At 66.7% G+C, this 26,353-nt stretch carries 27 protein-coding genes; 13 read left to right on the top strand and 14 right to left on the bottom strand.

The annotated features are described in order from the left end of the window. Window positions 1-50 precede the first annotated feature (50 nt). The gene (locus tag ACQP1T_RS13790) at window positions 51-1,688 is read left to right on the top strand and encodes a carboxylesterase/lipase family protein (protein WP_433760478.1); all 1,638 of its coding nucleotides are present in this window, start codon (window positions 51-53) and stop codon (window positions 1,686-1,688) included. Between the two features lie 27 nt (window positions 1,689-1,715). Here ACQP1T_RS13790 and lexA read toward each other — a convergent pair whose 3' ends face one another. Beyond that, window positions 1,716-2,426 carry a transcriptional repressor LexA gene (gene lexA / locus ACQP1T_RS13795; RefSeq protein WP_433760480.1) on the bottom strand — a complete coding sequence of 237 codons (711 nt, stop codon included), beginning with the start codon at window positions 2,424-2,426 and terminating at the stop codon, window positions 1,716-1,718. A 318-nt stretch (window positions 2,427-2,744) separates the two neighbouring features. Between lexA and ACQP1T_RS13800 the strand changes: the two genes are divergently transcribed. The 4 genes from ACQP1T_RS13800 (at window position 2,745) to ACQP1T_RS13815 (ending at window position 5,650) form a co-directional block, all read left to right on the top strand. Further along, a complete protein-coding gene (locus ACQP1T_RS13800) occupies window positions 2,745-3,185 on the top strand; it encodes a hypothetical protein (RefSeq protein ID WP_433760482.1) in 441 nt (146 codons plus the stop codon). A 151-nt stretch (window positions 3,186-3,336) separates the two neighbouring features. Continuing rightward, a complete protein-coding gene (locus ACQP1T_RS13805; protein WP_433760483.1) occupies window positions 3,337-4,590 on the top strand; it encodes a hypothetical protein in 1,254 nt (417 codons plus the stop codon). A 173-nt stretch (window positions 4,591-4,763) separates the two neighbouring features. Further along, window positions 4,764-5,240: a transcriptional regulator NrdR gene (gene nrdR, locus ACQP1T_RS13810; RefSeq protein ID WP_433760484.1), complete on the top strand. Its 477-nt coding sequence runs from the start codon at window positions 4,764-4,766 to the stop codon at window positions 5,238-5,240. Window positions 5,241-5,308: 68 nt separating this feature from the next. Continuing rightward, on the top strand, window positions 5,309-5,650 hold the full coding sequence (locus tag ACQP1T_RS13815) for a hypothetical protein (RefSeq protein ID WP_433760486.1): 342 nt from the start codon (window positions 5,309-5,311) through the stop codon (window positions 5,648-5,650). A 47-nt stretch (window positions 5,651-5,697) separates the two neighbouring features. On the opposite strand, the gene hrpA is transcribed toward ACQP1T_RS13815, so the two are convergent. Next, window positions 5,698-9,936, bottom strand: coding sequence for an ATP-dependent RNA helicase HrpA (hrpA, locus tag ACQP1T_RS13820; protein WP_433760487.1), 4,239 nt, complete (start codon window positions 9,934-9,936; stop codon window positions 5,698-5,700). A 71-nt stretch (window positions 9,937-10,007) separates the two neighbouring features. Between hrpA and ACQP1T_RS13825 the strand changes: the two genes are divergently transcribed. The 3 genes from ACQP1T_RS13825 to ACQP1T_RS13835 are packed head-to-tail and all read left to right on the top strand — an operon-like array spanning window position 10,008 to window position 11,545. Beyond that, window positions 10,008-10,187 (top strand): hypothetical protein, encoded by a 180-nt coding sequence (locus tag ACQP1T_RS13825; protein ID WP_433760489.1) that lies wholly within the window; start codon window positions 10,008-10,010, stop codon window positions 10,185-10,187. After that, window positions 10,184-10,309: a hypothetical protein gene (locus tag ACQP1T_RS13830; RefSeq protein WP_433760491.1), complete on the top strand. Its 126-nt coding sequence runs from the start codon at window positions 10,184-10,186 to the stop codon at window positions 10,307-10,309. The genes ACQP1T_RS13825 and ACQP1T_RS13830 overlap by 4 nt, the downstream gene beginning before the upstream one ends. A 12-nt stretch (window positions 10,310-10,321) precedes the next feature. Further along, entirely contained in the window at window positions 10,322-11,545 is a 1,224-nt protein-coding gene (locus ACQP1T_RS13835) for an aspartate aminotransferase family protein (protein WP_433760492.1), read from the top strand. A 66-nt stretch (window positions 11,546-11,611) separates the two neighbouring features. Here ACQP1T_RS13835 and ACQP1T_RS13840 read toward each other — a convergent pair whose 3' ends face one another. The 3 genes from ACQP1T_RS13840 to ACQP1T_RS13850 all read right to left on the bottom strand — a co-directional run bounded on the left by ACQP1T_RS13840 (window position 11,612) and on the right by ACQP1T_RS13850 (window position 13,514). Then, entirely contained in the window at window positions 11,612-12,316 is a 705-nt protein-coding gene (locus ACQP1T_RS13840; RefSeq protein WP_433760495.1) for a class I SAM-dependent methyltransferase, read from the bottom strand. 130 nt (window positions 12,317-12,446) lie between these two features. Further along, a complete protein-coding gene (locus ACQP1T_RS13845; RefSeq protein ID WP_433760496.1) occupies window positions 12,447-13,058 on the bottom strand; it encodes a malonic semialdehyde reductase in 612 nt (203 codons plus the stop codon). 36 nt (window positions 13,059-13,094) lie between these two features. Further along, complete coding sequence (locus ACQP1T_RS13850) at window positions 13,095-13,514, bottom strand: nuclear transport factor 2 family protein (protein ID WP_433760497.1); 420 nt, start codon at window positions 13,512-13,514, stop codon at window positions 13,095-13,097. Window positions 13,515-13,673: 159 nt separating this feature from the next. Here ACQP1T_RS13850 and ACQP1T_RS13855 point away from each other — a divergent pair, with 159 nt between their 5' ends. Further along, complete coding sequence (locus ACQP1T_RS13855) at window positions 13,674-14,456, top strand: SDR family NAD(P)-dependent oxidoreductase (RefSeq protein ID WP_433760498.1); 783 nt, start codon at window positions 13,674-13,676, stop codon at window positions 14,454-14,456. Window positions 14,457-14,468: 12 nt separating this feature from the next. Beyond that, window positions 14,469-14,939: an acetyl-CoA carboxylase biotin carboxyl carrier protein gene (locus tag ACQP1T_RS13860; RefSeq protein ID WP_433760500.1), complete on the top strand. Its 471-nt coding sequence runs from the start codon at window positions 14,469-14,471 to the stop codon at window positions 14,937-14,939. A gap of 9 nt (window positions 14,940-14,948) precedes the next feature. Here the strand turns inward: ACQP1T_RS13860 and ACQP1T_RS13865 are convergent, their stop codons facing one another. Beyond that, window positions 14,949-15,341, bottom strand: a complete 393-nt coding sequence (locus tag ACQP1T_RS13865; RefSeq protein WP_433760501.1) for a lipocalin-like domain-containing protein — start codon at window positions 15,339-15,341, stop codon at window positions 14,949-14,951. Between the two features lie 29 nt (window positions 15,342-15,370). Next, the gene (locus tag ACQP1T_RS13870) at window positions 15,371-15,865 is read right to left on the bottom strand and encodes a luciferase family protein (protein ID WP_433760503.1); all 495 of its coding nucleotides are present in this window, start codon (window positions 15,863-15,865) and stop codon (window positions 15,371-15,373) included. A 220-nt stretch (window positions 15,866-16,085) separates the two neighbouring features. On the opposite strand from ACQP1T_RS13870, the gene ACQP1T_RS13875 reads away from it, so the two are divergent. After that, the gene (locus tag ACQP1T_RS13875; protein ID WP_433760505.1) at window positions 16,086-16,406 is read left to right on the top strand and encodes a winged helix-turn-helix transcriptional regulator; all 321 of its coding nucleotides are present in this window, start codon (window positions 16,086-16,088) and stop codon (window positions 16,404-16,406) included. 23 nt (window positions 16,407-16,429) lie between these two features. On the opposite strand, the gene ACQP1T_RS13880 is transcribed toward ACQP1T_RS13875, so the two are convergent. Genes ACQP1T_RS13880 through ACQP1T_RS13910 form a run of 7 tightly spaced genes read right to left on the bottom strand, consistent with a single transcriptional unit; the run spans window position 16,430 to window position 23,043 of the window. Next, the gene (locus ACQP1T_RS13880) at window positions 16,430-17,188 is read right to left on the bottom strand and encodes an alpha/beta fold hydrolase (RefSeq protein WP_433760507.1); all 759 of its coding nucleotides are present in this window, start codon (window positions 17,186-17,188) and stop codon (window positions 16,430-16,432) included. A 2-nt stretch (window positions 17,189-17,190) separates the two neighbouring features. Next, window positions 17,191-18,450 (bottom strand): FAD-dependent oxidoreductase, encoded by a 1,260-nt coding sequence (locus ACQP1T_RS13885; RefSeq protein WP_433760508.1) that lies wholly within the window; start codon window positions 18,448-18,450, stop codon window positions 17,191-17,193. After that, window positions 18,438-19,373 (bottom strand): MBL fold metallo-hydrolase, encoded by a 936-nt coding sequence (locus tag ACQP1T_RS13890; RefSeq protein WP_433760509.1) that lies wholly within the window; start codon window positions 19,371-19,373, stop codon window positions 18,438-18,440. The genes ACQP1T_RS13885 and ACQP1T_RS13890 overlap by 13 nt, the downstream gene beginning before the upstream one ends. Then, window positions 19,370-20,308, bottom strand: coding sequence for an aromatase/cyclase (locus ACQP1T_RS13895; RefSeq protein WP_433760511.1), 939 nt, complete (start codon window positions 20,306-20,308; stop codon window positions 19,370-19,372). The genes ACQP1T_RS13890 and ACQP1T_RS13895 overlap by 4 nt, the downstream gene beginning before the upstream one ends. Next, window positions 20,305-20,550, bottom strand: a complete 246-nt coding sequence (locus ACQP1T_RS13900) for an acyl carrier protein (protein WP_433760514.1) — start codon at window positions 20,548-20,550, stop codon at window positions 20,305-20,307. Before ACQP1T_RS13900 ends, ACQP1T_RS13895 begins: the two co-directional genes overlap by 4 nt. A gap of 10 nt (window positions 20,551-20,560) precedes the next feature. Continuing rightward, window positions 20,561-21,778, bottom strand: a complete 1,218-nt coding sequence (locus ACQP1T_RS13905) for a ketosynthase chain-length factor (RefSeq protein WP_433760516.1) — start codon at window positions 21,776-21,778, stop codon at window positions 20,561-20,563. Continuing rightward, window positions 21,775-23,043 (bottom strand): beta-ketoacyl-[acyl-carrier-protein] synthase family protein, encoded by a 1,269-nt coding sequence (locus tag ACQP1T_RS13910; protein WP_433760518.1) that lies wholly within the window; start codon window positions 23,041-23,043, stop codon window positions 21,775-21,777. The genes ACQP1T_RS13905 and ACQP1T_RS13910 overlap by 4 nt, the downstream gene beginning before the upstream one ends. Window positions 23,044-23,298: 255 nt before the next feature. Here ACQP1T_RS13910 and ACQP1T_RS13915 point away from each other — a divergent pair, with 255 nt between their 5' ends. Next, window positions 23,299-24,516: an IS110 family transposase gene (locus ACQP1T_RS13915; protein ID WP_433754477.1), complete on the top strand. Its 1,218-nt coding sequence runs from the start codon at window positions 23,299-23,301 to the stop codon at window positions 24,514-24,516. Between the two features lie 143 nt (window positions 24,517-24,659). Next, window positions 24,660-26,351, top strand: a complete 1,692-nt coding sequence (gene accA, locus ACQP1T_RS13920; RefSeq protein ID WP_433762197.1) for an acetyl-CoA carboxylase carboxyl transferase subunit alpha — start codon at window positions 24,660-24,662, stop codon at window positions 26,349-26,351. Window positions 26,352-26,353 lie beyond the last annotated feature (2 nt).

The following is a 26,353-nucleotide window of genomic DNA, read 5'->3' on the forward strand; positions in this document are numbered from 1 at the left end:
GCTTCGGCGATGCGGGTGGTTAGCGTGAGCGCGTGCGCAAGCATCGTTGGATGACAACGGGAGGCTGGGTACGCGGCACGTATGAGCTGCGCGGATTGCCTGAGCGGCTGGCGGCACGGGGCTGGGTCGCGATCCTGGCGTCGGTCATCGTGCTGATCGGGGTAGCCGGACCGACTCCCGCCCAGCCGGTCGCCGCCGATCTCGTCACCGTCGAGACCGGTCAGTTGCGTGGCATGGTGGCCGCCGAGCATCGGTTGTTCGCCGGCATACCCTACGCGGCCCCGCCGGTCGGCGAGTTGCGCTGGCGGCCACCGGCTCCGCCCGCATCGTGGCCCGGTATTCGGGATGCGAGAGTGGCCGGACCGAGCTGCCCGCAGGACGTCGACTTTTTCGGGGTGGTCGGTGCCAACCCGACGAAGTCGGAAGACTGCCTGTATCTGAACGTTTCGACGCCGCGCGATCCGCCCGTAGACGGTGCTGCGCTACCGGTGCTGGTCTGGATCCACGGCGGCAGTTTCGTCACCGGCTCCGGTGACGTTTACGGCGCCGAGCCGCTGATCGCGCACGGTGACGGTGACCTGATCGTGGTCACGATCAACTACCGGCTCGGCACGCTCGGGTATCTCGCCGCCTCGGCGCTCGACGACGGTTCCGGTCCCGGTAATTACGGATATCTGGATCAGCAGGCCGCGCTGCGCTGGGTCCGGCGCAATATCGCGGCATTCGGTGGTGATCCGGACCGCGTGACGCTGGCGGGCGAGTCGGCCGGTGCCACATCGGTATGCACTCAGCTGACCGCGCCGAGTTCGCGCGGGCTGTTCCGGGCCGCGATCATGGAGAGCGGCCCGTGCAGCGCCGGTGTGCCTGCCGCGACGGCGGTGGCCGATGGTGACGCATACGCCGCACGTCTCGGATGCGCCGGACCAGGCGCCGCGGCGTGTCTGCGTGCGCTGCCGGTCGATACGTTGGTGAACGATCCCATCACCGCAACCGTTTTCGGCGGCCAGTTCCTGCCATCTGGGCCACGGGCGGCCGTGCGCGACGGTGCCTTCGCCGATGTGCCCACGCTCGTCGGTGCGAACAACGACGAGATGTCGCTCTGGGTGTACATGAAATACGGTGTGCCCCTCGGCAAGCCGCTGACCGCCGCCGGATACCGCGGCGCACTGGCCGCCGCCATGCCCGACTTGACGCCGGAGCAACTCGACCGCGTCGAACAGACCTATCCGGCCGCCGCCTATCCGGAGCCCGCACTCGCACTGTCCCGCGCCTGGACCGACCGCATCCTCACCATGCTGGTCGTCGAATACGACGGGCTCGGCCCGCGCACACCCACCTACACCTATTCCTTCGACGACCCCGCGCCGCTCGGCCCACCGAATACCTTCCCGCTGGGCGCGTACCACGCCAGCGAACTGGCATCACTGTGGAGCCTGCGCGACCTCGGCTGGCTCTACGGCGCCGTCCAGACGCCGGACCAGCAGCGCCTCGCCGCCGAAATGCGAAGGTACTGGGCCCGATTCACCATTGCCGCGCGCCCGGATCCGGCCGGTCTCGAACCGATCCCCACCTATGATCCGGCCGCGCCGCTCGTCATGTCCTTCCGGCCCAGCGGAAATCGGCTCATCGACAGCTATGCCACCGACCATCGAGCCGACTTCTGGACGCCCATGCTGCCGCCACTCTGAGCCAGGTCGGGTCGTGTGCGACTGGAATCAGATTTTGCGAATGACCGTGACGACCTTGCCGAGGATCTGCGCGTCATTACCTGGAATAGGTTCGAACAGCGGATTGTGCGGCATGAGCCAGACATCCTTACCGGTGCGCTTGAACGTCTTCACCGTTGCCTCGCCCTCGATCATCGCGGCAACGATATCGCCGTTATCGGCGACATTCTGCTGGCGCACGACCACCCAGTCGCCATCGCAGATCGCGGCGTCGACCATCGATTCACCGACGACCTTGAGCAGGAACAGCGAGCCATCGCCGACCAGTTCGCGCGGCAGCGGGAAGACATCCTCCACCGCCTGCTCGGCCAGGATCGGACCACCGGCGGCGATCCGCCCCAGCACGGGCACGAAGGTCGGAACTGGCCGCCCGGTGTCGGCGTCATCTGTGGTCGGCAGGCTGGTCACCGCGCGCACCGCCTCGTCGAGACCGCGAACGTCAACGGCGCGTGGGCGATTCGGGTCGCGGCGCAGATAGCCCTTGCGTTCCAGGGTGCGCAGCTGATGGGCGACCGACGAGGTGGAGGTGAGTCCGACCGCATCGCCGATCTCGCGGATGCTCGGGGGGTAGCCGCGCTCGCTCACCGAGGTGCGGATGACCTCCAGGACTTTGCGCTGACGCACGGTGAGATCCGCTCCGGTGACGGACGGGTCGGTGCCGACCCCGCTCTCGTCGCCCGTGTCGTCTGTGTGGCTCACCGCAACCGCCCTTCTGTGTTCAATTCGCGCCGTTCGCGGGGCGCTGCGTGACTTCCACGCAGGGTGGTTACGCAAGCTGCCGCCTCCGTGCCCGTCGCTCTCGTCGCCTGTCCATTGATTTCGTTCTACGAATCTAGTCCGGTCGCGCCGATGTATCAAACATCTGTTCGAGGCATGTCGGCGTTTTCTGCTGACTTTGTCGGTGCCGCGTGGTAGAAATCGAACACAAGTTCTTCGAACATTTGATCGAATAGCTACTCCCATCGTCTCGCGACATACCTGAGCACCCACCAACACCCCTTCACGGAGGTTTGTCCGATGAGCACAGCGATCAGCGCCCTGAGCACCGACCTCGAGGACGGGGCCGAGGTCGATCTCGGCTTCGAATCCGTTCCGCGCGTGCAGCGCCCGCATCGCGGTGGCGTGCGTGCCCTGGAGGCCGCGCGCGCCACGACCGATCGGCGTCCGCGCGACAGTCGGCCCGGTGGCGCGGTTGTGCTGTACGGCCGCGGTTTCGTTCGAACGCCCGCACTACGTCGGGCGCGGGCGCCGCATCCGATGGATCGGGTGGAACAGGCGCAGGTCGGCTTCGCGGTGCTCGCCGTGGCCGCGCTGTTGAGTGCGCTGGTGGTGACGGTATTGATCGGGTTGGCGCATTGGCGCGCCGGAACTTTCGGCGGCGACACCCCGGGGACGGTGCCCGCCGTAGTCGAGCAGCAGTCCGTCCAGGACAGTGCGGGAGCCGGCGTGCCGCGGTAGTTCGTCGAAAGTCGGTGTGGCGGATGGCGGCCGACCGATCCGCCACAAAGCGTGGCCGAAATTGTCGATTACGAACTAGAACATGTTGCTACTGTGCCTGAAAACGTGACCTAGGCAACTCTTGCCGACGAACGATTTCGGGACACCACGCATGACGCATCGCTCCACCGCTGCACACGCCGTCCGTCTGCTCGCCCGGATCGCCGGGCTGCTGGCCTGTCTTATCTTCGGGCTCACCATGATTCCGGCCGCACAGGCGGCACCCGCGTACGAGCCGTACCTGGATCTACCCGCGCTCAACGCGGACGGTGCCGGCGGCGGTGGACTGAATCCCGCACTGCCCCTGGATGAATCGACCTTGCGTGCGGCGCTCGACCAGGCCAGGGCCGACGGAGTGGCACCGAGCCGCTATGGCACACTGCTGCACCAGTATTGGCTGGTGGTCTCGACCCGCAATGCGGATATCGACCTCGCGGCCTGGGATCCTGCGCTCGGTGTGCGTGCCAACCAGCGCACCTTCAGCCAGGTGTACGTCAACTACTTCCGGCTGGCGAATCAGCATCATGAGTACTGGTGGGCGGGCCTGGCCGGAATCGCGGGCGGCTCCTTCGCCTCCGGCTTCTTCGATCTCAGCGATGTCGGGCTGGTGCTCGATGTGCCCGGCATCCATCAGCTCGGCGATGCGGTCGCCGACCTGTTGCGTGGCACCCCACCGGAATTGGTGGCCGAGGTGCCCGGTGATATCCGGCTGCTCGCCACCGAGGGTTCGCGCCTGAGCGTCGAGGATGTCGCCTGGTACCAGACCCGGCTGATGATCATGCAGAAGCACATCTTCACCGATCTGGTCCCGATGCACGAGGCCTATGCCGCGCTGGGAATGGCCGGAATCGACGAAATGTATGCGGCCGGGGTGATCGATGCCGATATCCGCACCGCCTGGCAGTCGATCGATTCCCATACCCGCGACGGATATGTGGACGCGCTCATCCGCATGACCGATCGTGAGCAGAACCGCGTCATCGCCGACCAGTGGGATGTCACCTCGGCGGGCCGCGGCTCGATGGGCCGGGTCATGACCTACGTGAGCACGGTCGCCGGTAAGCCCGCGGTTCCCGGTGTCCGCGCACCAGGTGTTTTCGCACCCGCCACCGTGAGCGCGGATATCGCGGGACGCACCGTCTCGCTGCGGACCCCGCTGCCGGACTTCAACTGGGCCGACCGCGATACCCGCTGGACCTACATCACGGGCGATCTGGTGCTGCGGCATATCGATATGGAAAGCAATAGGCCGTTCGCCGAGGCGGTGCTCGGTGAATCGTTCTGGAGCAAGCTCGCGCACGGCCGGATGATCGCTCGCATTCCGGATCTGATCGCCGATCTGACGACACAGTGGCAACTCGGCTGAGCGTTTCGACGGGGTAGTTGGGACGTGTGAGACGGTTGTTGACCCCTCCCGGGTATCCTGGACCTGATATCGACGTATCGGTCTAGACCCCTGTACACGTGCTCGCCGGATCGGGACTGGCGAACCGGAGCCGATTCGGACGCGGGCGCGCGCATCGACGAAGGATCTCTCGGATGCATTGCCCCTACTGCCGACACCCCGATTCGCGGGTCGTCGACTCGCGTGAGGCCGAGGAAGGCGCGGCCATCCGCCGTCGGCGTTCCTGCCCGCAGTGTGGGAGACGATTCACCACCGTGGAGACCGCGATCCTATCGGTGGTCAAGCGCAGCGGCGTCACCGAACCGTTCTCCCGGGAGAAGGTCATCCGCGGTGTGCGCCGCGCCTGCCAGGGCCGCGAGGTCGCCGAAGACGCCCTGAACCTGCTGGCCCAGCAGGTGGAGGACGCGGTGCGCGCCAAGGGTTCCCCCGAGGTGCCCAGCCACGAGGTCGGCCTGGCCATCCTCGGTCCGCTGCGCGATCTGGACGAGGTGGCCTACCTGCGTTTCGCCTCGGTCTACCGCTCCTTCACCTCCGCCGACGACTTCGAACGCGAAATCGCCGACCTGCGCAAACACCGCGAGGATGCGACGGTCGCCGCCTCCGCTGACTGATCGGGCGGTCAGAGACAGATCCCCGGCGGGCACGAGCAGCCGAAGCTGCCCATCGCCTGCCCGGACAGATGCTGACCGAACCGGTGTCGAGCAGCCGAACCAACTGCCGCAACACCTCGGTGTCGGCGCGCACCGGCGCGGGCTGTGCCGGTACGTCTGCCGAAGCGGTCGCCATCGGGGCGAGCGCGACGGCACCGGCGGCGAGAATCGGCGCGAGGAATTTCCGCATGGGCGAACACCTCTCTTCGAGACTGCACGTCGGGCTGCCGAACCGGCGCTGTACTGTCAGCGGCCGCAATATTCTTGCGCGCCACCATATCCGGCGACTGTATCGCCAGATCTGGCCCCGGTCGCGCCCCCAGAACCACCGTTGCGAGCTCAGCCAGCGCCTGGAAACAACTGGGGTGTAAGGGGTGCGGTCTGCCCCCGATCGGGCACGCTGGCGGCCGCAGCGACGTCAGCGGCGGATGGCGGCGATGGCCTTTTCGATGCGTTTGACGGAGACCGGGTAGGGGGTGCCGAGTTTCTGGGCGAAGAGGCTCACGCGGAATTCCTCGATCATCCACCAGATTTCGGTGACATCGGGGGCGTGCTTGCGGGTTTCGGGCAGGGCATTGACGAGGCGGTCGTAGGCGGCGAGAGCGCGGTCTATTTCGACCATGCCCTGTCGGTCGCGGACCGCGGAGCCTGGTAGCGACTCCAGCCGGATGCGGGCGGCCTCCAGGTAACGGGGAAGTTCGCGCAGGCGAGCGCTGCCCCACTCCGAAATGAAACCGGGGAAGATCAGGTCGTCGAGTTGGTGGCGGACATCGTCGCCGATATCGCGTTCGGCGGTATCGGCGAGCGCGGACGAAACCTGGTGCGCCCCAGCCAAAACCGGCACCACCAGGCGCACGATGCGGGCCACGGCGGAGACGAAGTCGGGGCGGATCTTCGCGACCAAAGCGTCGAACTGGCCGGGGCTGCGTACCGGACCACCGGCGACGGCGATCAGTTCGTCCGCGGCCGCGGCGCGGCAGTCCTCGATGAGCGCGTCGAGCGAGCCGTACGGATTCTGGCTCAGCGCGAGCCGATCCCGCGGTGGCAGACTCGCGGTGACGGAGCGGACCGAGGTGGGAACGGCGCTCAAAACCAGCGCGCGCGTGCCCACCCGCATGGCGGCGGCCTGCTCCGCGGGGGAGCTCAGCACCCGCACCGCGACACCCTCGCCCTCGGGGACCAGCGCCGGATAACCGGTGACGGTCTGTCCGGCCACCTCGCTGCGCACCGTCGGCTGGATCGTCCCCAGCGATTCCGAGGTCCACACGGTGGCGGGCGCACGTTCCGCACCCGCGGTCGCACGGGCGACCGAGGCCGAAACCTGCTCGGACAGTTTGGTTTTCAACTGGGCGAGATTCTTCCCGCGCGCCAGTACCTGGCCGCGGGCGTCGATCGCGGCGAAGGTCATGCGCAGATGGTCCGGCAGCGCGGCGGGATCGAGATCGCTCGGTGCGATGCTGACCGAACCGAGCCGGGACAGCTCCCTGGCCAGCCCGATGCGCAGGGGTTCGGCGCGCGGCGTGAGCGCGGCGAGTGCCGCGGCGGCGAAGTCCGGTGCGGGAACGACGGTGCGGCGCAGCGCCTTCGGCAGCGTCTTGATCAGCGCGGTGGCCAACTCCTCGCGCATACCGGGCACCAGCCAGTCGAAGCCGACGGCGCGCACATGTGCCAGTTGCTCGACCGGGATCCGCACGGTGACACCGTCGTCGTCATTACCAGGCTCGAATTGGTAGGTGAGCGGGAAGCTCAACTCACCCTGCCGCCACGCATCCGGGAAGTCGGTCGGGTCGAGCCTCGCCGCGGCTTCATTGACCACGGTATCGGTCGAGAAGTCCAACAGCGCAGGATCTTTGCGCTTCGCGCCGCGCCACCAACTGTCGAAATGGCGCACCGAAACGATATCGGCCGGGATGCGCTTGTCATAGAACTCGAACAGCACCTCATCGTCGACGAGAATGTCGCGGCGGCGGGCGCGGTGCTCCAGATCGGCGACATCGTTGAGCAGTTCGCGATTGCGGTGGAAGAACTCGTGCCGGGTCTGCCACTCGCCCTGTACGAGGGCATGCCGGATGAACAGCTCACGCGACAGCTCCGGATCGATCCGGCTGTAATCGACGGCGCGGCTGACCACAAGCGGTACGCCATACAGCGTGACCCGCTCGTACGCGCGCGCCGAACCACGCTTGGACGACCAATGCGGTTCGGAGTAGGTGCGCTTCACCAGATCGCCGGCCAGCCGCTCGGCCCACTCCGGCTCCACCCTGGCCGCCATCCGACCCCAGAGCCGGGAGGTCTCGACGAGTTCGGCCGCCATCACCCAGCGGGGTGGCTTCTTCGCCAGCGAGGATCCGGGGAAGATCATGAATTTGGCATTGCGGGCACCGAGGAATTCGCGGGTCTCGGCCTCGCGGACGCCGATGTGGGAGAGCATGCCCGCCAGCAGCGCCTGGTGGATGGCGGTCGAATCCCATGGGGTGCCATCGTTTTCGAGTGCCTCGGCGGCCTGGGGTCGCGAAGCGGTGGTGTCGTCGCCTGCGCGGCCACGGCGGTTCGCCTTCGCGCGAGACGAGTTCGCGCCGCCCGAGTCCGCGCGCGACGAATCGGCGTCACGCGTCTTGCGCTGCCCACCGTCCGAACGGCGACCGTCCGCGGCGGAGCGCCCACGGCGCGAACCGCTTTCGGCGGCGTCCGAGCCGTCGGCGTGCGCCGACCAGCCGAGTCCCCTCGTGATGGTCCGCAACTGTCCGTGCAGATCCTGCCACTCTCGTATCCGCAGATAGTGCAGGAACTCGTCCCGGCACATGCGCCGGAACTGATTGGACGACAGCGACTTCCGCTGTTCGGTCAGGTATTCCCACAACCGTAGGTAGGCCAGGAAATCCGAGCCCTCGACCACGAAGCGGGCGTGTTTGGTGTCCGCGGCCTGCTGATGGTCCGCCGGACGTTCGCGCACGTCCTGGATGGACAGCGCCGCGACGATGATCAGCACATCCGCGAGCACGCCGTTGCGGTGGGCTTCGACCAGCATGCGCGCCATGCGCGGATCCACTGGTATCTGTGCCATTTCGCGGCCGGTGGGTGTGAGCGTCAGCGTCGCATCGGATGTCTGTTCCGCTGGGATCCGTTCGGCCGAAGTACTGCTCGCTTGGTCCGGAACCTCTTGCGAATCAGCTTGCCGCCGAGCGGGTTTAGCGGTCGCCCGTGGAGCGAGCGCGCCCAATTCCTCCAGCAGCGCGATACCGTCGCGAATGGCCCTTCGATCGGGCGCCTCCACGAAGGGGAAATTCTCGATATCGCCGAGTCCGAGTGCGGTCATCTGCAGGATGACGGCGGCCAGATTGGTCCGCAGGATCTCCGGTTCGGTGAAGGCGGGCCGGGATTCGAAGTCTTGCTCGGAATACAGCCGGATGCAGATGCCGTCGGCGACGCGGCCGCAGCGTCCCGCGCGCTGGCGGGCCGAGGCCTGCGAGACCTCTTCGATGGGCAGGCGCTGCACCTTGGTGCGCATCGAATAGCGCGAGATGCGGGCGGTGCCGGGATCGATGACGTAACGGATGCCGGGGACGGTCAGCGAGGTCTCGGCGACATTGGTGGCCAACACAACTCGGCGCCCCGGATGCGGGGCGAAGACGCGATGCTGTTCGGCCGTGGACAGGCGGGCGTAGAGCGGCAGGATCTCGGTGCGCGGAATCTGTAAGTCGCGCAACGCATCCGCGGTATCCCGGATCTCGCGTTCGCCGGATAGGAAGACCAGCACGTCACCGTCGCCCTCGGCGAAGAGTTCGCGCACCGCCTCGCCGATGGCGTCCACCGGGTCGCGGTCCACGATCCTGGTGTCCTCGTCGTCGTCATCGGTGGCGACGGGTAGCTCCAGCGATAACGGCCGGTACCGGATTTCGACCGGATAGGAACGGCCGGATACCTCGACAATCGGTGCGGGAGTGCCTGTCTCGTCCGCAAAGTGTCTGGCGAACAATTCCGGGTCGATGGTCGCGGAGGTGATGACGACCTTGAGATCCGGTCGGCGCGGCAGCAATTGCTTCAGGTAGCCGAGCAGGAAGTCGATATTGAGGCTGCGTTCGTGCGCCTCGTCGATGATGATCGTGTCGTAGCGGCGCAGCAGCCGGTCGCGCTGGATTTCGGCGAGCAGGATGCCGTCGGTCATCAGCTTGACGAGGGTGCGATCGGAGGCCTGATCGGTGAAACGCACGGTGTAGCCGACGACATCGCCCAGTTCGGTGCCCAACTCCTCGGCGATGCGCTCGGCGACGGTGCGCGCGGCCAGCCGCCGCGGCTGGGTGTGCCCGATGGTGCCGCGGATGCCACGGCCGAGTTCCAGGCAGATCTTCGGAATCTGGGTGGTCTTACCCGACCCGGTCTCACCGGCGACGATGACGACCTGGTTCTCCAGGATCGCCTTGGCGATATCGTCGCGGCGCGCCGAGACCGGTAACTGCTCCGGATAGCGGATTTCGGGTACCGCGGCGCGGCGGGCCTCGACGCGCTGCTCGGCCGCCGCGATCTCGGCGGTGATGCCGGTGAGATCGCCGCCGCGCGACCGGTCCAGGTTGCGGCGCAACCGGTGTTCATCGCGGAGGGTTACGGCGGCCAGGCGGGTCCGAAGCTCGCGGAGATTCGCGTCGGCTGTCCTGGTCATTGCGTTCACCAGGGTAGCGAAACCGACGCGTCGAACCCGAGTCGGGCGACCCTCGCGACCGGCGCCGGCAGGTGACCACGCGCGCCGCCACCCTCTACCTGCTGATCACCGGCGTTGTCTACGCCGTACTGCTCGCCGAGGTCGACGTCATGCTCACCGGCATCGTCTACGCGGTGCTGCTGGCGCACACCTCAGTGCGAGACGGGAGCGGTGGGTGGATGACGTGCTGCAGCGCAGCATGCCTATCGTGATGATCGTGGACTGGGGGCTGGCACCGGTCGCCGTCGCGGTGGCCGCGCTCGGTGCACTGGGCGGCCGCCGGGGCGGTGCGGACGAATCGGTAGAGCGACGAAGTGACGTGGTTGTCGAGTAGAGAGTGGTTGATATGGGCGCGCTATGGCATGGGTTCGCCGATATGGGTGCGGTGGAACGCGACGGCGCGTTCGTCGTCGCGCGTGGCGAGGGTGCCTACATTTACGACCAGGCGGGCGCCAGGTATCTGGACGCGACGGCCGGGCTGTGGTTCACCAATGTCGGGCACGGCCGCGCCGAGATCGCCGATGCGGTCGCCGCACAGCTGCGCACGGTCGCGCACTACTCGAACTTCGGGGATTTCGCCGAACCCGCCACCCAAGAGTTGGCGGAGAAGTTGGCGAGTATCGCACCGGTGCCGGGCAGCAAGATCTTCTTCACCTCAGGTGGCTCGGATTCGGTGGATACCGCGGCCAAGCTCGCCCGCCGCTACTGGCACGAGCTGGGTCGGCCGGATAAGACCATCGTGGTCGGCAGGCAGCGCGCGTATCACGGAATGCATATCGCGGGAACGGCTTTGGCGGGCATCCCGGTCAACCGGGAGGGCTATGGCGAGCTGATGGCCGATGCCCGCACCGTCGAATGGGACGATGCGAAGGCGCTGCTCGCACTCATCGAGGAGCTCGGAGCCGAGCGCATCGCGGCCTTCTTCTGCGAACCCATCATCGGCGCGGGCGGCATCTACCTACCGCCGGACGGTTACCTCACCGAGGTTCGGCGCATCTGCCGCGACCACGACATCCTCTTCGTCGTCGACGAGGTCGTCACCGGCTTCGGCCGCATCGGCGGATCCTGGTTCGCCGCAACCCGTTTCGAGCTCGAACCCGATCTCATGACCACGGCCAAGGGCCTGACGTCCGGCTATGTCCCGATGGGCGCGGTCTTCATCGCTGCGCACATCGCCGAGCCCTTCTTCCGCGGCGGTGTCTGGTGGCGACACGGTTACACCTACGGCGGTCACGCCGGAGCCGCCGCCGCGGCCCTCGCCAACCTCGCCATCGTCGAACGCGAGGGCTTACTCGACGAGGCGAAGCGCCTGGAATCCACGCTGCACACCAAACTCGCTCCGCTCGCGGACCACCCGCGAGTAGCCGAGGTCCGCAGCGGTCTCGGCGCGGTCGCCGCGATCCAGCTCGCCGACCCCGCCGAGGGGCTACCGTTCGTGAAAACCCTACGGGAGAACGGCATCTCAGGACGTGCGGCGGGCCAGGGCGCAATGCAGATCTCGCCGCCGTTCGTGATGACCGACGACCAGGTCGACGAACTCGTCGAGGGATTCAGCCGCGCTCTGGGCTGAGCCCTACGATGCGACGACCCGCGGGTCGCGCCGAACAGAACAGCCCGCGAAACGGCTTATGCAGGATCAGCCCAGCCGGGCGCACAGCAGCCAGGCAGGAACCGACTTGCGGCCACTCGGCTCGTCGCGGATGCCCTCGAACCGGAACGTCGGGCCACCCGCGGGCGACGCGATCTCGCCAGCGGGCAGGTCGCCATGGATTCGTGCGGGCCTGATCTCCTCGATCGTCCAGTACTTCTGCACCGCGGCACGGAGCTCGTCGGCGGTGACCGGTGCTGGCCCGGGGACGGGTACTTCGGGCAGGGCCGCCCGGTCGAAAACCAGCGCGAAATACGACGCGCCCGGCGCGGCGGCGCGCACGATCGACTGCTGGTATCCCTCGCGCGACTCGACCGGGATCGAATGGAACAGCGTGCTGTCGACGATGGTGCCGAAGCGGCCGTCGTAGCCGGTGAAGGAGGTGATGTCGGCGACCTCGAAGGAGGCGTTGACCAGGCCACGCCTGGCGGCCTCGGCGCGGGCCAGCTCGATCGCGGTCGCCGACAGATCCAGCCCCACCGTGGTGTAGCCCCGCTCGGCCAGATACAGCGAGATCGCCGCCTCCCCGCATCCGACGTCGAGGACATCGCCATGGAATTTGCCCTGCTCGATCAGCACGGCGAGTTCGGGTTGGGGTTCCCCGATACTCCACGGCGGTTTGACGCCCGGCCCGAACGGGCCGCCCGTGCCTCGGTAGATGGCTTCGAAATCGAAATCATCCGACGCAGTCATAGCTTATGAGTATCACGGCAGCGCTGAAATTGTCGTCAGCCACACGGCCGCGATGCGGATGAGCTCGTGGTGGGCTGGCGGTCGAGGCCGACGAGTGGCGAACGAGCCGTGCCACTCGTCGGCATCGCGGCTAAACCGTGGTGACAACCTCGTCGTAGGTCAGGCGGGGGGAGCGGGGGAACCAGGCGTCCGAGCCGGGGATGCCGATATTGACCACGACCAGCGCGCTGTGGGTGCCGTCGGGGAAGAAATCCTTGTCCAGACCCTCGGCGTCGAATCCGTTCATCGGGCCTGCCGCGAGGCCCGCGGCGCGGATGCCGAGGATGAAGTAGCCGGTTTGGATCAGGGCGTTGAAGCGGGCCGATTCGGCGCGATAGCCGGGGTCGGCGAAGTAGTCCTTGGCTTCGGGGGCGTGCGGGAAGACCTTCGGCAGGTTTTCATGGAAGTTCAAGTCGGCGGCCAGGATCGCGGTCAGGGGTGCGGCCGCGGTCTTGGGCTTGTTGTTGTCGATCATGTGGTTGACCAGGCGGGCCCGGGCCTCGGGGCTGCGAACCAGGACGATGCGCAGTGGCTGCTGATTCATCGATGTCGGGCCGTATTTGATCAGTTCGTAGATATCGCGGATCTGGTCGTCGGTGACCGGTGCGTCGGTGAAGGTGTTCGCGGTGCGCGCCTCCCGGAACAACAGGTCCTGGGCTTCGGCGGCAAGAGTCAACAGGGTTGCCGGCTGAACGGTGTTCACGTGGTTCTCCTCGAAATATGGTCGGGGACAGCGGAATCAGTCATGGGCGACGCGCCGCGACCGGGTCAGCAGATTGCCATCCACGCGGACGAGCACGTCGTGTACGACGCAGCTCGGCGCGATTTCGGGCTTGCTGTTCGGCCGGATCTTGACCACGAGGCAGTAGGCGGTGGAGACGATGGTTCCGTCGTCCTGCGGCTGCAGGTTGATCATGTTGAACCAGTGCCTACGCTGCATCGGATCGGCCTCGAAGCGCTTGTGGAATTCGACCAGGTCCGAGACGATGCCCGCCCTGGTCCGGGCCGGTGGCCGACCCGGTGTGTGTTCGAATTCCGCGTCCTCGGTGAAGGTTTCGGCGTAACCGGAAATGTCGCGATTGTCCAGCCGCTGCATCTGATCGGCGTAGAACTGCTGGACCTCGGCATACAACTCGGTGCGGCTTGCGACGGTGGTCATGGTGGCTCCTTGGTGCGGCGGGGCGCGGCTGCACGCAACGCTCGCCGATGCCGCTAGAGGCTGGCTCGAGCCGCGCGCGGGTTGACCGGGGCTATAGGACCCGCGACGAGTCTTGAGGTCGATAAGCCCGGCGAGTACGGAAAGACCGATGGAGGAGTCATGGCGGAAACTCAGCGCGTCGCGCTGGTCACCGGAGCGACCAGCGGTATGGGCCTGGAGATCACCAAAAGCCTTGCTGCCCAGGGCATCGCGGTGTTCATCTGCGCTCGCGATCAGCAGAAGGTGACCGATACGGTCAAGAGCCTGCAGGACGACGGTCGCGAGGTCGACGGCACGGTCTGCGATGTCGTCGACGCCGCGCAGATCCGGGAATACGTCGACGCGGGCGTGCGACGCTACGGCCCGATCGACATTCTGGTCAACAACGCGGGTCGCAGCGGCGGCGGCGTCACCGCGCAGGTCACCGACGAACTGTGGTTCGACGTGATCAATACCAATCTCAACAGCGTCTTCCTGATGACCAAGGCGGTGCTGACCGCTGGCGGCATGCTCGAGCGTGGCAGCGGTCGCATCGTGAATATCGCCTCCACCGGCGGCAAACAGGGCGTCGTACACGGTGCGCCGTATTCGGCCTCCAAACACGGCGTCGTCGGCTTCACCAAGGCACTCGGACTGGAACTGGCCAAGACCGGGATCACGGTCAATGCGGTATGTCCCGGCTTCGTGGAAACACCGATGGCAGAACGAGTTCGAGAGGTCTACTCCGGTCTGTGGGGTGTGGATACCGACGAGGTGCACGCCAGGGTCAGCGCGCGCGTGCCGATCGGGCGCTATGTGCAGCCGTTCGAGGTCGCGGCGATGGTCGACTATCTGATCGGCCCCGGTGCGGGCGCGGTCACCGCGCAGGCGCTGAATGTCTGTGGCGGACTCGGCAATTACTGAGAGGCCTGGGCAATGACCGCAGTGGAGGAGAACACAACCGGGCACGAGGAGTACCTGCGGGGGCTCGAAGCCATCCAGACCGGCGCGCTGCAACTGCTCGCGGGCTTCCCGCAGCAGCCGAGCGCGCTGCGTGTCCAGGTGGGCGAGGTGACGATCGAGGCCGAATGGCAGGTCTCGGCGGCACCGGTTACGGCCGCGCCCGCAGCGGCGGAAGCGGTTGTTACACAGGATGACCCGCCGATCGGCGCGGTCTTCCGCGCGCCCAGTGTGGGGGTCTTCTATCGGAGTCCGGAACCCGGTGCGGATCCCTTCGTCCAGGTGGGCGACCGTGTCACGGCCGGACAGCAGATCGCCATCGTGGAGGCGATGAAGTTGATGATCCCGGTGACCGCGCAGTCGAGCGGTGTGGTCACCGGGGTGCTCAAACAAGACAACGAACCGGTCCAATTCGATGAGCCCTTATTCTCGTATTCGCCGGAATAGCAAGGGATTTCAGGTGGGCGGGCCGGAGCGGCGCCAGGTCAGCACCCGGCGCTGCGTCCGCCCGCCGACCTGGGCGGCCCCGATCAGCGTGAGAATGTCGCCGTTCAGTGACATCTGGCGTACCTGTTCGGTATCCGCCCAGGCCGGATTCGAGCACACGGTGATGGCGTGCACCAGCTCCGAGCCGCGCCTGCGCCAGGTTCCCGCATAACCTAGGAAAGGCGGTGTGCCGCCCGTCGCGGCGTCGGTGCGCATCATGCTCACCGACATATAGCCGTGCGCGCCATAGATCAGCAGGCCGCGCGGTGCGTCACCCAGTGGCCCGGTGCTGGTCGCATCGTGTTCGTCGATATCGAAGTAGGACAGCAATTCCCAGGTTCCGACGAGATCGGTCGCGTTCATGCCCCCCACGATGGCGGCCGCCGCTCTAATCACGGTGTAGCCGCCCCGCGCGCGAATCCGTGGCTGATCCGTACCAGCCGCCAGGCCACCTCGAGTTCGTCGAGATCGCGTGGCCCGTAGACCATTACCAGTGTCTGCGGCAGAAAACGCTGACGCGCCATGGGATGCAATTCCGCCCATCCCTGCGCGATCGCCTCGGCCGCGATGTCTTTCGGCAGACACATGTGCAGGCTGCCGTCGTCGTATCCGTGCAAATGGGCGAATTCGGTGCCGATCAGATAGGCCTCGCCTGGTCCCTTGGCGATGGTCGGGCGCAAATGCAGCGCCCGGGTATCGGGCAGGGAGACGCCGCTGTGGCCGAGCAGTACGCCGTTCAGCGTGGTCATCCGCGACCACAGGGTTTCCTGCAGGTCGGGTGGTGCCAGCTGGCTGAGCTGCTGATGTGGATTGTGTGCCCGGGTGCGCGGCCGGTCGCCGGAGCGGCGCGGCAGATCGATGCGTCCGTCCACTGATGTCGTTGTCATGACTGTGTCCCTTCGGTTTTCGTTCGCGGTGCTGGGCGGCTGCGTCTATCGCTCGCCGCGCTCGCTCACGGACCCTGGTTTCACAGTACTTTCCAAAGTATAGTACTTACCAAGTGGAAAGTGAGGACCAATGAGGCCAGCATCGCGTAGCGAATCGATGACGGGTGGTGGTCGAGTGGCCGGTAGGCCTGCCACTGTGGATCCATGTCCGATCACGCCGGTGATCGACCTGGTTTTCGGCCGTTGGTCCACCCAGGTGCTCTGGGTGCTGACCCATGACGGTCGCCTGCGCTTCACCGAACTCGAGCAGCGCATTCCCGGCCTCACCCCCAAGGTGCTGACCCAGCGCCTGCGTCAGCTGGAACGTGACGGACTGGTGTCGCGCACCTACCACGCCGAGGTGCCGCCACGCGTCGAATACGAGGCAACCCCGCTCGCGGTCACCCTGACCCCGGTCTTCGCGAGCATCGTGGACTGGTCGAGCGCACATCTCAGCGAAGTGCTCGCCGCCCGGGCCGCCTTCGACTCGGCCGAATCCTGACCCCGACCCGGCTGGGCGGGATATCAAGCAAGACTGGTCCGCGGTGCCAATGTCAGCAGGTGCCCGGCCAATTCGCGCGGCATGGTGATCATGCAGTCGTGTCCGGTCGGCAGCACATGCAGGCGGCCGGGCGGCAGGTCGGCGGGTGGCAGCGTGCGCGGCATGGCGGCGCGCATGGCCCGGTAGGTCTCGCCGCCCTCGCTGCAATACACATGCGTGACCGGAATACCCGCCAGCGCAACGGGATTCGTGAGCAGCATGCGCTGCTGGAACGTCTCCAGCGACTGGGCGGTCATCATCGAGGCCGCCCAGCTCAGATCGGGCTCCTCGGTTATCCCGTACAGACCGCCGTCGCCCATCGGCTCGGTCTGCGGCGGTACGCGCCAGCCGTCACCGTATTCGGCGGCCGCGGCGACGAAGGCGTCGACCATACCGGGCATGATGTCGGCGACCGCCTCGCCGTCGCGCGGGACGAAGGTGTCGATGTAGACCAGTTCGGCGATGCGGTCAGGGACGGCGTCGGCGAGCGCGGTCACCACCATACTCGCGTAGCTGTGCCCGACCAGGATGACGTCGGTGAGATCTTCGGAGGTCAGCAGTCCGACCAGGTCCTCGACGTGGGTATCCAGGCCGACGTCGGGGGTCAAAAGATCGGCGCGATCGCCGAGGCCGACCAGGGACGGGGCCAGCACGCGATGTCCGGCGTCCTCGAGCAGCGGCGCCACCCGCTGCCAGGCCCAGCCGCCGTGGAATGCGCCATGGACGAGCAGATATGTCGACACGATCAGTTCTCCCTGAATTCGGTTAGGGCAGTGACGGTTCCGGTGATATCGGCCGCCGGTGGTACGTGTTCCGGCCGGATACCGAGCCCGATCACCCGGGCCACCAAACGGGGTAGGCGGGGAAAGCGCCGCAGCAGACGCACCAGCAGTGGCTTATCGGTGCCCGGCCGCCCGGCATTCGGATAGAGATCCGACAGCAGCCGCAGCTGCGCGAATTGGACCACCCGCATGGGGAATTCACGCCTGCTCTGCACGGCACGCAATTGCGCGACGCTCGGTCGAGCACCCGCGACGAGTATGGGCGCGAGCAGCCGGGCGGCCGCGATCGCGTCCTGTATCGCGAGATTGATACCGACTCCGCCCGCGGGCGACATGGCATGGGCCGCATCGCCGATCGCGAGCAGACCGGGTCGGTACCAGTGCCGCAGCCGATCCACCCGAACATCAAGGGGTTTCACATCATCCCAGGTGCGGATCTCGGCGGCCAGATGCTCGGCGAGGCTGGGATAGATCGCGGCGAGGTCGGCGCGGAAGTCGGCGAGCCCTGCGGCCCTGACGGTCGCGAATCCACCCTTCGGGATCATGTAGGCGACCTGTAGGTAGTCACCGCGGTCGATACAGACGATGAAGAAGCCATTGCCGCTGCGCACGGTAGGCAGCCGCTCGCCGTCGGGTTTGCCGACCCGGAACCACAGCACATCCATCGGCGCCGCGCTGGCCGCGACCTCCAGCAGGCCGCCGCGGACAATCGAATTGCGTCCATCCGCGGCGATCACCAGCTGGGACCGGACCTCCAGCGGCCCCTCGGGTGTGCTTACCCGCGCGCCGACCACGGTGTCGTGCTGCTGGACGAGTTCGGTGACCTCCGCCCGCTGGATCAGTCGGAAGCCCGGATATCGCGCACCCGCCTCGGCCAGGAAATTCAGCACATCCCATTGCGGCATGAATGCTACGAATGGGAAACCACCTGGGAGAGACCGGAAGTCGGCGAATATCACCGGACCGCTCGCGGTGGCCATCGGCAGCTGGGGCAGCTCGACGTGCGGCAGCGCGAGGAATTCGGTGGCGAAACCGAGTTCGTCCATCGCCCGCAGGGTGGACGGGTGTACGGTGTCGCCACGGAAGTCTCGCAGGAAGTCCGGATGCTTTTCCAACACAAGCACTTCCACGCCCGATCGGGCCAGCAGCAGACCGGTCATCAGTCCGGCCGGTCCACCGCCGACCACGCAGACCTGCACCGATTTGGTTGTCACGCCAGACATGTCGGCACCTGCCCGTGGTTGTACACGATCATCTCATCGAAAATCGACAGCACATCAAGCGCTTCGCCGAGCGGACCGCCCGCCAACTCCGCATCTGCGCGGTACAGATTGCCGACTATGCGCTCTTCGTCGACCAGATCGGCGAATTCACCGTGATCGGCCTCGAGCGCGATGGCCAGCGGGGTGAGCCCGAGGGAGCGCCCCTCGGCGGCCAGCTCCTGCACCCAGCGCAGATATCGCAGCGTCCGATCGAAGATGTCGGGTCCGGTCACCGGACCGTGCCCGGACACCACCGTTTCCGCGCCCAGTTCGGCGAGCTTGTTGATCGCGTCGATCGACCCGCGCACCGACCCCATCAGACAGAACGGTGCGGCGCCCGACATCACCAGATCCCCGGCGAAGAGCACCTTCTCCTCGGGCAGCCACGCCACCACATCGTTGGTGGTGTGCGCGGCCGGTCCGAGGTGGATGAGTTCGACGCGCCGTTCGCCGATATGCAGGGTCACCTGGCTGCTGAAGGTGATGCCGGGCAGGGTGACCCGCACGTCGCCCCATTGCACCTGCGGCCACAGTTTGGTCAGCGCGAGTCCGGTCTCGATCATCTCCGGCCGGATCCGATCGTGGCCGATGACCACCGCGGTGGGGCCGAATAGGTGATTGCCGAAGTTGTGGTCGCCGTGGTGGTGGGTATTGACAATCGTTCTGGCCGGGCCGATATCGAGCCCGTCGACGAATTCGACGAGCGCGCGCGTCCGTCCCTCGGTCGCCAGGGTGTCGATCACCACCGCGCCGTCCGGACCCGCCAGCACACCCGCATTGCTGACACACCAGCCGCCTCGATTGTGTGTGTACGCGTAGATCCGGTCGGCGATTTCGCGCACGACCGGGCCTCCGGCCACCCGTGGTAGGTCGGTGGCCGTCATGTCGGTGACTTCACGGATTCGGCGTACCGCACCGCGCACAGCAGCGTGTTGCGACTGTTGGTCGACAGCGCCTCGGTGAGATATGCGCGGGCATCGGCGAGATCGGTGTCGGCCCCGAGGATTTCGCGAGCGGCGGCGGGATTGATCGCGACGGTGTGCCGTGCCGTCACCACCGCACCGTCCGGACCGTCCGCGAATTCCCAGGCGCCGCTGTGCCCGAAGAGCATGGCAGGCGGCAGCAGCTGCTTGTAATCGATGCGCTCGTCGGTGAAGCAGATACGCACGGACTTGGTGGTGTGCGGAATACCGCCCGCGGTAACGGTATCCATCTCCATCAGCTGCACGCCGTCGCCGTCTTCGTCGAGTTCGATCCGGCCGACATGCGGGACGTGTTCGGGCCAGCGCTCACTGTGGTAGATGAAGTCGTACGCCTCGGCCGCCGAGATATCGAGCGGTACAGCGTCTTCGAAGGTGTGCACAACCTCGTCGACCGGATGGCCCAATTCGGCGATGCGAGCCAACGCCGCCAACTCGGTCTCGCTGTTGCGATCCACCGCGCCCGCGACCAGATCCGGATCGGCGCCGTCCACCACGGTGAAGCGATGATCGAGGGTGACCTTCGTTGTCCCTGGCTCGATTTCGCGGAAGGACCAACCGCCGCCCATGGACGCGATCGGCGCTTGACTGCGCTCCTGTTCGAATACGATGCGCCGTTGCGCGGCATCGAGCACGCGTCGGGAGGTCCAGTTCTTCACCTCGCCATTGACGGTGGCCCACAACCGGAACCGCTCCTCGTCGGGTCCGCGGTTCAGATGGCGCACCAGCACGCTCGGCGCGAAGATCACCGGCCATTTGGTGACATCGGCCACCAGGTCGTAGACGACCTCCGGCGGCGCCTGCACCACCTTGGTGTGGCTCATCACTTGGGTATTCATGCCGCACCCTGCAATTGACTATTGACGATATCGACCAGCTCCTGCGGCGTCTTGACATCGATGAGCTGTTCCTCCGGGATCAGCACGCCGAAATCGCGTTGGATCCGCGAGGCCGTTTCGATGAGCGCCAGCGAGTCGTAGCCGAGCTGTTCGAAGTCGAGTCCGGCGATATCTTCGACGATATCGTCGCCGCCCGCGCATTCCACGAGGATCCGGCGTAATTCGGTGATGGTCATGGTCATGATCGGCTCCCTAGGTTTGGTCGACAGCGCGCACGACGACCGCGGAGTTGAAACCCCAACGGCCACGGGCCAGGACGAGGGCGGCGCCGACGGTGGCGGGCCGCGGTGCGCCGAGAACCAGGTCGATCCGGTAGTCCTCGGCGAGGGTGGTGGTGTAGGCGGTCGGCGGAATCACCGAATCCCGAATGGACAGTAGGGCGGTCACGATGTCGAGCGGGCCCGCACCCGAGAACAGCCGTCCGGTCAGCGGTTTCGACGCCGTGACCGGCACGCCGTCGGCCCCGAAGACGGCTTCGATGGCCGCCGCCTCGTCCCGATCACGGTCGGGCACGCCCGCCGCATCGGCGAAGACGATATCGATATCGCCCGGCCCGAGACCGGCATCGGCGAGTGCGAGTTCCGCGGCGCGACGCAGACCCGAGGGCCTACCGGTCTCCGGTGCCGGATCGAATGTCGAGGCGTACCCGGCGATTTCGCCGTGCACCTTCGGCACGCCGCGGGCGCGGGCCGTCGTTGCGTCCTCGACCACCAGCATCGCACCGCCCTCACCGGGCACGTATCCGGCGGCCGCGGTGTCGAACGGCAGATAGGCGCGCTCCGGGACGTTCGAGCCGCTGACCTGGCCGCTGGCCAGATGCGAGGCCCAGCCCCAGGGATCGAGGGCGGAGTCCACGCCGCCGGTGACCACCAGCGGGGTACCGCGGTTGACCGTGCGCCGCGCGTGCCCGACCGCATCCAAACCGCCCGCCTGCTCGGCGACCAGCGCACTGCTCGGCCCGCGCATACCGTGCCGGATGGAGATCTGCCCGGTATTCACCGCGTAGAACCAGGCGAACGATTCGTACACACTCACATGTTCGGAACCGAGCGACCACAGCTTATTGAACTCGCGATGGGTGAATTCGAAACCGCCGGAGGCGTTTCCGGTCACCACACCCATGTCGTAATCGGTCAGTGCCGCCGTATCGACCTTGGCATCGTCCAGGGCCCACTGCGCGGCCACCAATGCCATCCGGGTCGAAATATCGGTCTGCGGCAGCAATCGGCTCGGCAGATGTTCGGCCGCATCGAAATCGGCGACCTGTCCGGCCAATCGCGCCGTGCTGCGGCTGGTATCGAACCGTGTCAGCGGTGCGATACCGCCCCGGCCGTCCAATACCGCATCCCAGAAGCGTTCGACGCCGAGGCCGTTCGGCGCGAGCACGCCCATACCGGTTACCAGGATCATGCCGCCACCGCCTCGGGCTTACGCAGCACCATCGCGCTCTGGAAGCCGCCGAATCCGCTGCCGACGGTGAGCACGGTGTCCATCCGGTGCCCGCGCGCGGTGAGCGGCACATAGTCCAGATCGCATTCCGGATCGGGTTCGTGCAGATTCGCCGTCGGCGGCACCACCTGGTATTCCAGCGCGAGCAGGGAGGCCGCGATCTCGACCGACCCGATGGCGCCCAGCGAATGGCCGACCATCGATTTGATGGAACTCATCGGTGTCGCGTAGGCGTGCTGGCCGAGACTGCGCTTCACGGCGGCGGTTTCATGCCGGTCGTTCTGCCGGGTGCCCGAGCCGTGCGCATTGATGTAGTCCACGCCGGTGGGGTCGATGCGCGATTCGTCCAGTGCCACCCGGATCGCCTCGGCCATCTCCCGGCCGTCGGCCTTGAGCCCGGTCATATGGTAGGCATTGCAGCGCGTGGCGTAGCCGGTGATCTCGGCGTAGATATGCGCGCCACGCTTGCGCGCGCTCTCGTACTCCTCCAGCACGAACATCGCCGCGCCCTCGGCGAGCACGAAGCCGTTGCGCGAGTTGTCGAACGGCCGGGAAGCGTGTTCGGCATCGTCATTGCGGGAGGTGGTGGCCTTGATCGCGTCGAAGCACGCCACCACGATCGGTGTGATCGGGGTATCCGCGGCACCGGCCAGCATCACATCGGCCGAACCCTCGCGAATCAGCTGCACAGCGTGGCCGACCGAATCCAACCCGGAGGTGCAGCCGTTGGAGACCATGGCGACCGGCCCCTCGGCGCCCACACTCCAGGCCACCTCGGCGGGCATCACGCTGGGCACCATGTAGTCGAACATGTGCGGAGACAGATAGCTCTGGTCGACCAGCCAGTTCTTACCGGAATCCGACAGCACCAGATATTCCTGCTCCAGGCTGGTCGCCGCGGCTACCGCGCTGCCGAGGCTGACGCCGAGCCGGTGCGGATCCAGCGATCCGATATCGATGCCGCTGTCGGCCACCGCCTCCCGTCCGCACACGACGGCGAACTGCACCGCTCGGTCCATGCGTCGAATTTCCCTGGGCGACAACCCTTCCTGAATCGGGTCGAAATCGGCCTCGCCCGCCACCTGGGAGCGGTAGGGCGTGGGGTCGAAGAATGAAATCCGGCGCGTCGCGGTGCGGCCCTCGGACAGCAGTTTCCAGAACTCGTCCTTGCCCGAACCGCCGGGCGCGCGGACACCGAGGCCGGTGACGACAACGCGGCGGCTCATACCGCACCACCGGATGCGTTGGGGTTCATGGCGTTATCTCCTTAAGTTGGTTGGTGTTCAGTACGTTGTGCTGGACCCCGGGCGGGTCGGGTGAGGCTTGTGTTTTCTTGCCGGCCTTGGTGGTGCGGCTCGAAAGGAGTGGCCGCCCGGCCTGTCTGGACGTTCCTGGCCGCTGATTGAGAACTGCGGACTATCGCTTGGTTTAAGGAGATGACGGCGGGCTCGTCCATGGGTTGACCTGTAAGAACCGCACTGATGGAGGTCGGGTTGGGCAAGCTGTGGGTCGGTATCGACGTGGGCAAGGAAACCCACTGGGCCTTCGCGATGGACAGCGACGGCAACCGAATCCTTTCGCGCAGGGTGGCCAACGACGAAGCGGCAGTGTCGCAGTTGCTCGCCGATGTCACCGCACTGGAAGCCGATGAAGTGACGTGGGCGGTGGACCTGACAACCGTGGAATCGGCTCTGCTGCTTGCGATTTTGTGGGACCACCAGCAGCGCGTGATGTATCTGCCGGGCAAGGCCGTCAACCATGCGGCAGCCGGATATCGCAGCGAAGGCAAGACCGACGCCAAGGATGCCCGTATCATCGCCGATCAGGCCCGCATGCGCCGCGACCTGGCCGAACTGCGGCCGACCGACGAATTGATCCTCGAACTGCGCCTGCTCACCGGCCGCCGCACCGATCTTGTCTGCGACCGTACTCGGACCATCAATCGACTGCGCCAGCAGCTCACCGCGATCTGCCCGGCCCTCGAACGCGCCGCCGACATCGCCCACCAGCGTGGCTGGGTGCTGTTGTTGTCGCGATACCAGCGCCCCAAAGCAATTCGCCGCGCTGGCACCGCCCGTCTGATCAGCCTGCTCACCAGCCTGGGCGTGCGCGAGCAGACCGCGACCACCGTCGCTTCGGCGGCGGTCGCCGCGGCCAAGACCCAGACCACTCGTCTGCCCGGCGAGGATGTCGCCGCCGAGCTGGCCGCCGAGCTGGCGAAAGAGGTGATGCGCCTCGATGAGCAGATCGCCGAACTCGACTCCGCCATCGAGGCCCGATTTCGCCGCCATCGATTCGCCGAAGTGATCACCAGCATGCCCGGCATCGGGTTCCGTCTCGGGGCCGAATTCCTCGCTGCCGCAGGCGATCCCGGCTGGTTCGCCTCCGCCGATCATCTGGCGGCCTACGCCGGGCTCGCGCCGGTGCCCAACGATTCCGGTAAACGCACCGGACGCCTGCACCGACCTCAACGCTACAACCGCGCCCTGCGCAGGGTGTTCTACATGTCCGCACTCACCAGCATCCGATGCTGTCCCACCTCCCGCGCCTACTACGACCGCAAACGCACCGAAGGCAAAGGCGCCAAAGGCGCCACCATCGCCCTGGCACGCCGTCGCGTCAACGTCCTGTGGGCCTTGCTGCGCGACAACCGAACCTGGGAGCCCACAGCAGCGACTACCGCCGCCCGAGCGGCTTGACATTGTCATTGAGACTCCCTTCGATCGTGGGGTCAAGCATCGAAGGCGGTCCTCGAACCTGACTCGAGCGCCGGAGTCGAGCTGTTCTCTAGCGGGTGCGCGCAGGCTGATCGCATCTTCCCCGAGCACAGGAGACATGCGTGATGAAGTCAGCACACGGCCTGGACGGTGCCGCGGACTGGGTGCTCTGCCCGGCCTGTCTGATTCCGCTGTACGGCAAGCGATTCGCCCGCGACCTCGGGGTCTGCGGCGAATGCGGCAGACATACCCCGATCACCGCCGAGCAGCGCATCACCCAACTCGCCGACGGGGGCCGGTTCGAACCGCTCGCCGTCATCCCCACCGACGACGATCCGTTGACCTTCATCGATACCAAGTCCTATCCGGACCGGCTCGCCGCCGCACGGACACGCACCGGTATGCACGATGCCGTGCTGTGCGCGTTCGCGGCGATCGATGGCAATCCGGTGCTCATCGCCGCCATGGACTTCCGTTTCCTCGGCGGCAGTTTGGGCACCGCGGTCGGCGAGATGATCACCGCCGCCGCGGAAACCGCACTCGCCGAACGTATTCCGCTGCTCATCGTGACCGCCTCGGGTGGTGCGCGGATGCAGGAGGGGCCGCTGTCGCTGATGCAGATGGCGAAAACCAGTGCGGCCCTGGAACAGTTGGACCGCGCGGGCATCCTCACCATCACGCTGATCACCGACCCGACCTACGGTGGGGTGGCGGCGTCGTTCGCCACGCTGTCGGATGTGCTGATCGCCGAACCAGGGGCGCGACTGGGTTTCGCGGGTCGCCGGGTGATCGAGCAGACGATCCGGCAGGAGCTGCCGCCGAAGTTCCAGACCGCCGAATTCCTGTTGGAGCGTGGTCTGATCGATATGATCGTGCCGCGTGCCGGTTTGCGGCAGGCGCTCGGTTCGCTGTTGCGCGTGGCCGGTCCGGTCGATCCGACTGGCGATGCGGTGACCGAACTGGACGCGGGAACCATCACCGATCCGGCCCGGATTCCCCAGCACGATCCCTGGACGCAGGTTCGGCGGGCGCGCACACCGAGCAGGCCGACCGCACTCGATTACTTCGCCCTGGCCTTCGACGGCTTCCAGGAGTTGCGCGGTGACCGCATCTCGGCGGACTGCCCGGCAATTGTCGGCGGTACCGCCTGGCTCGGTGACCGGCCGGTCGTGGTCATCGGACATCAGAAAGGACATGAGCCGAAGGAGCTGATGGCGCGCAACTTCGGCATGCCGACACCGGCCGGATACCGAAAGTCCGCACGGCTCATGCGTTTCGCCGAAAAGCTCGGGCTGCCCGTGATCACGTTGATCGACACCCCTGGCGCTTATCCCGGTGCGACCGCCGAGGAACAGGGGCAGGCCGTCGCGATCGCGGAGAATATCCGGCTGATGTCGGCGCTGCGGGTGCCGGTGATCAGTGTGGTGATCGGGGAAGGCGGCAGCGGTGGTGCGTTGGCGCTCGGCGTCGCCAATCGGGTGCTGATGTTCGCCAACGGGACATATTCGGTGATCAGCCCGGAAGGGTGCGCGGCCATCGTCTGGAACGATCCTGCCGCGGCACCGAAAGCCGCCGCCGCGCTGTCACTTACGTCAGCCGACCTGCTGCGGCTCGGTGTCGTCGATGCGGTGCTGCCCGAACCCGGCGACGATGTCGGTGCCGCACCGCTGGCGGCGGCGAATCAACTGCACCGTGCACTGGGGGCGAGCCTGCGCGAATTGACCGGCCGCGGCGGCGAAGACCTCGCCGCCGAGCGGCGCGCCCGGTTCCGCCGGTTCGGTGCGCGGCATCAGGTTCCGGTTCGGTCGGTGGCGTAAGA

The sequence above is a fragment of the Nocardia sp. CA-135398 genome (assembly GCF_050955845.1).
In the GTDB taxonomy this organism is placed as follows: Bacteria; Actinomycetota; Actinomycetes; order Mycobacteriales; family Mycobacteriaceae; genus Nocardia.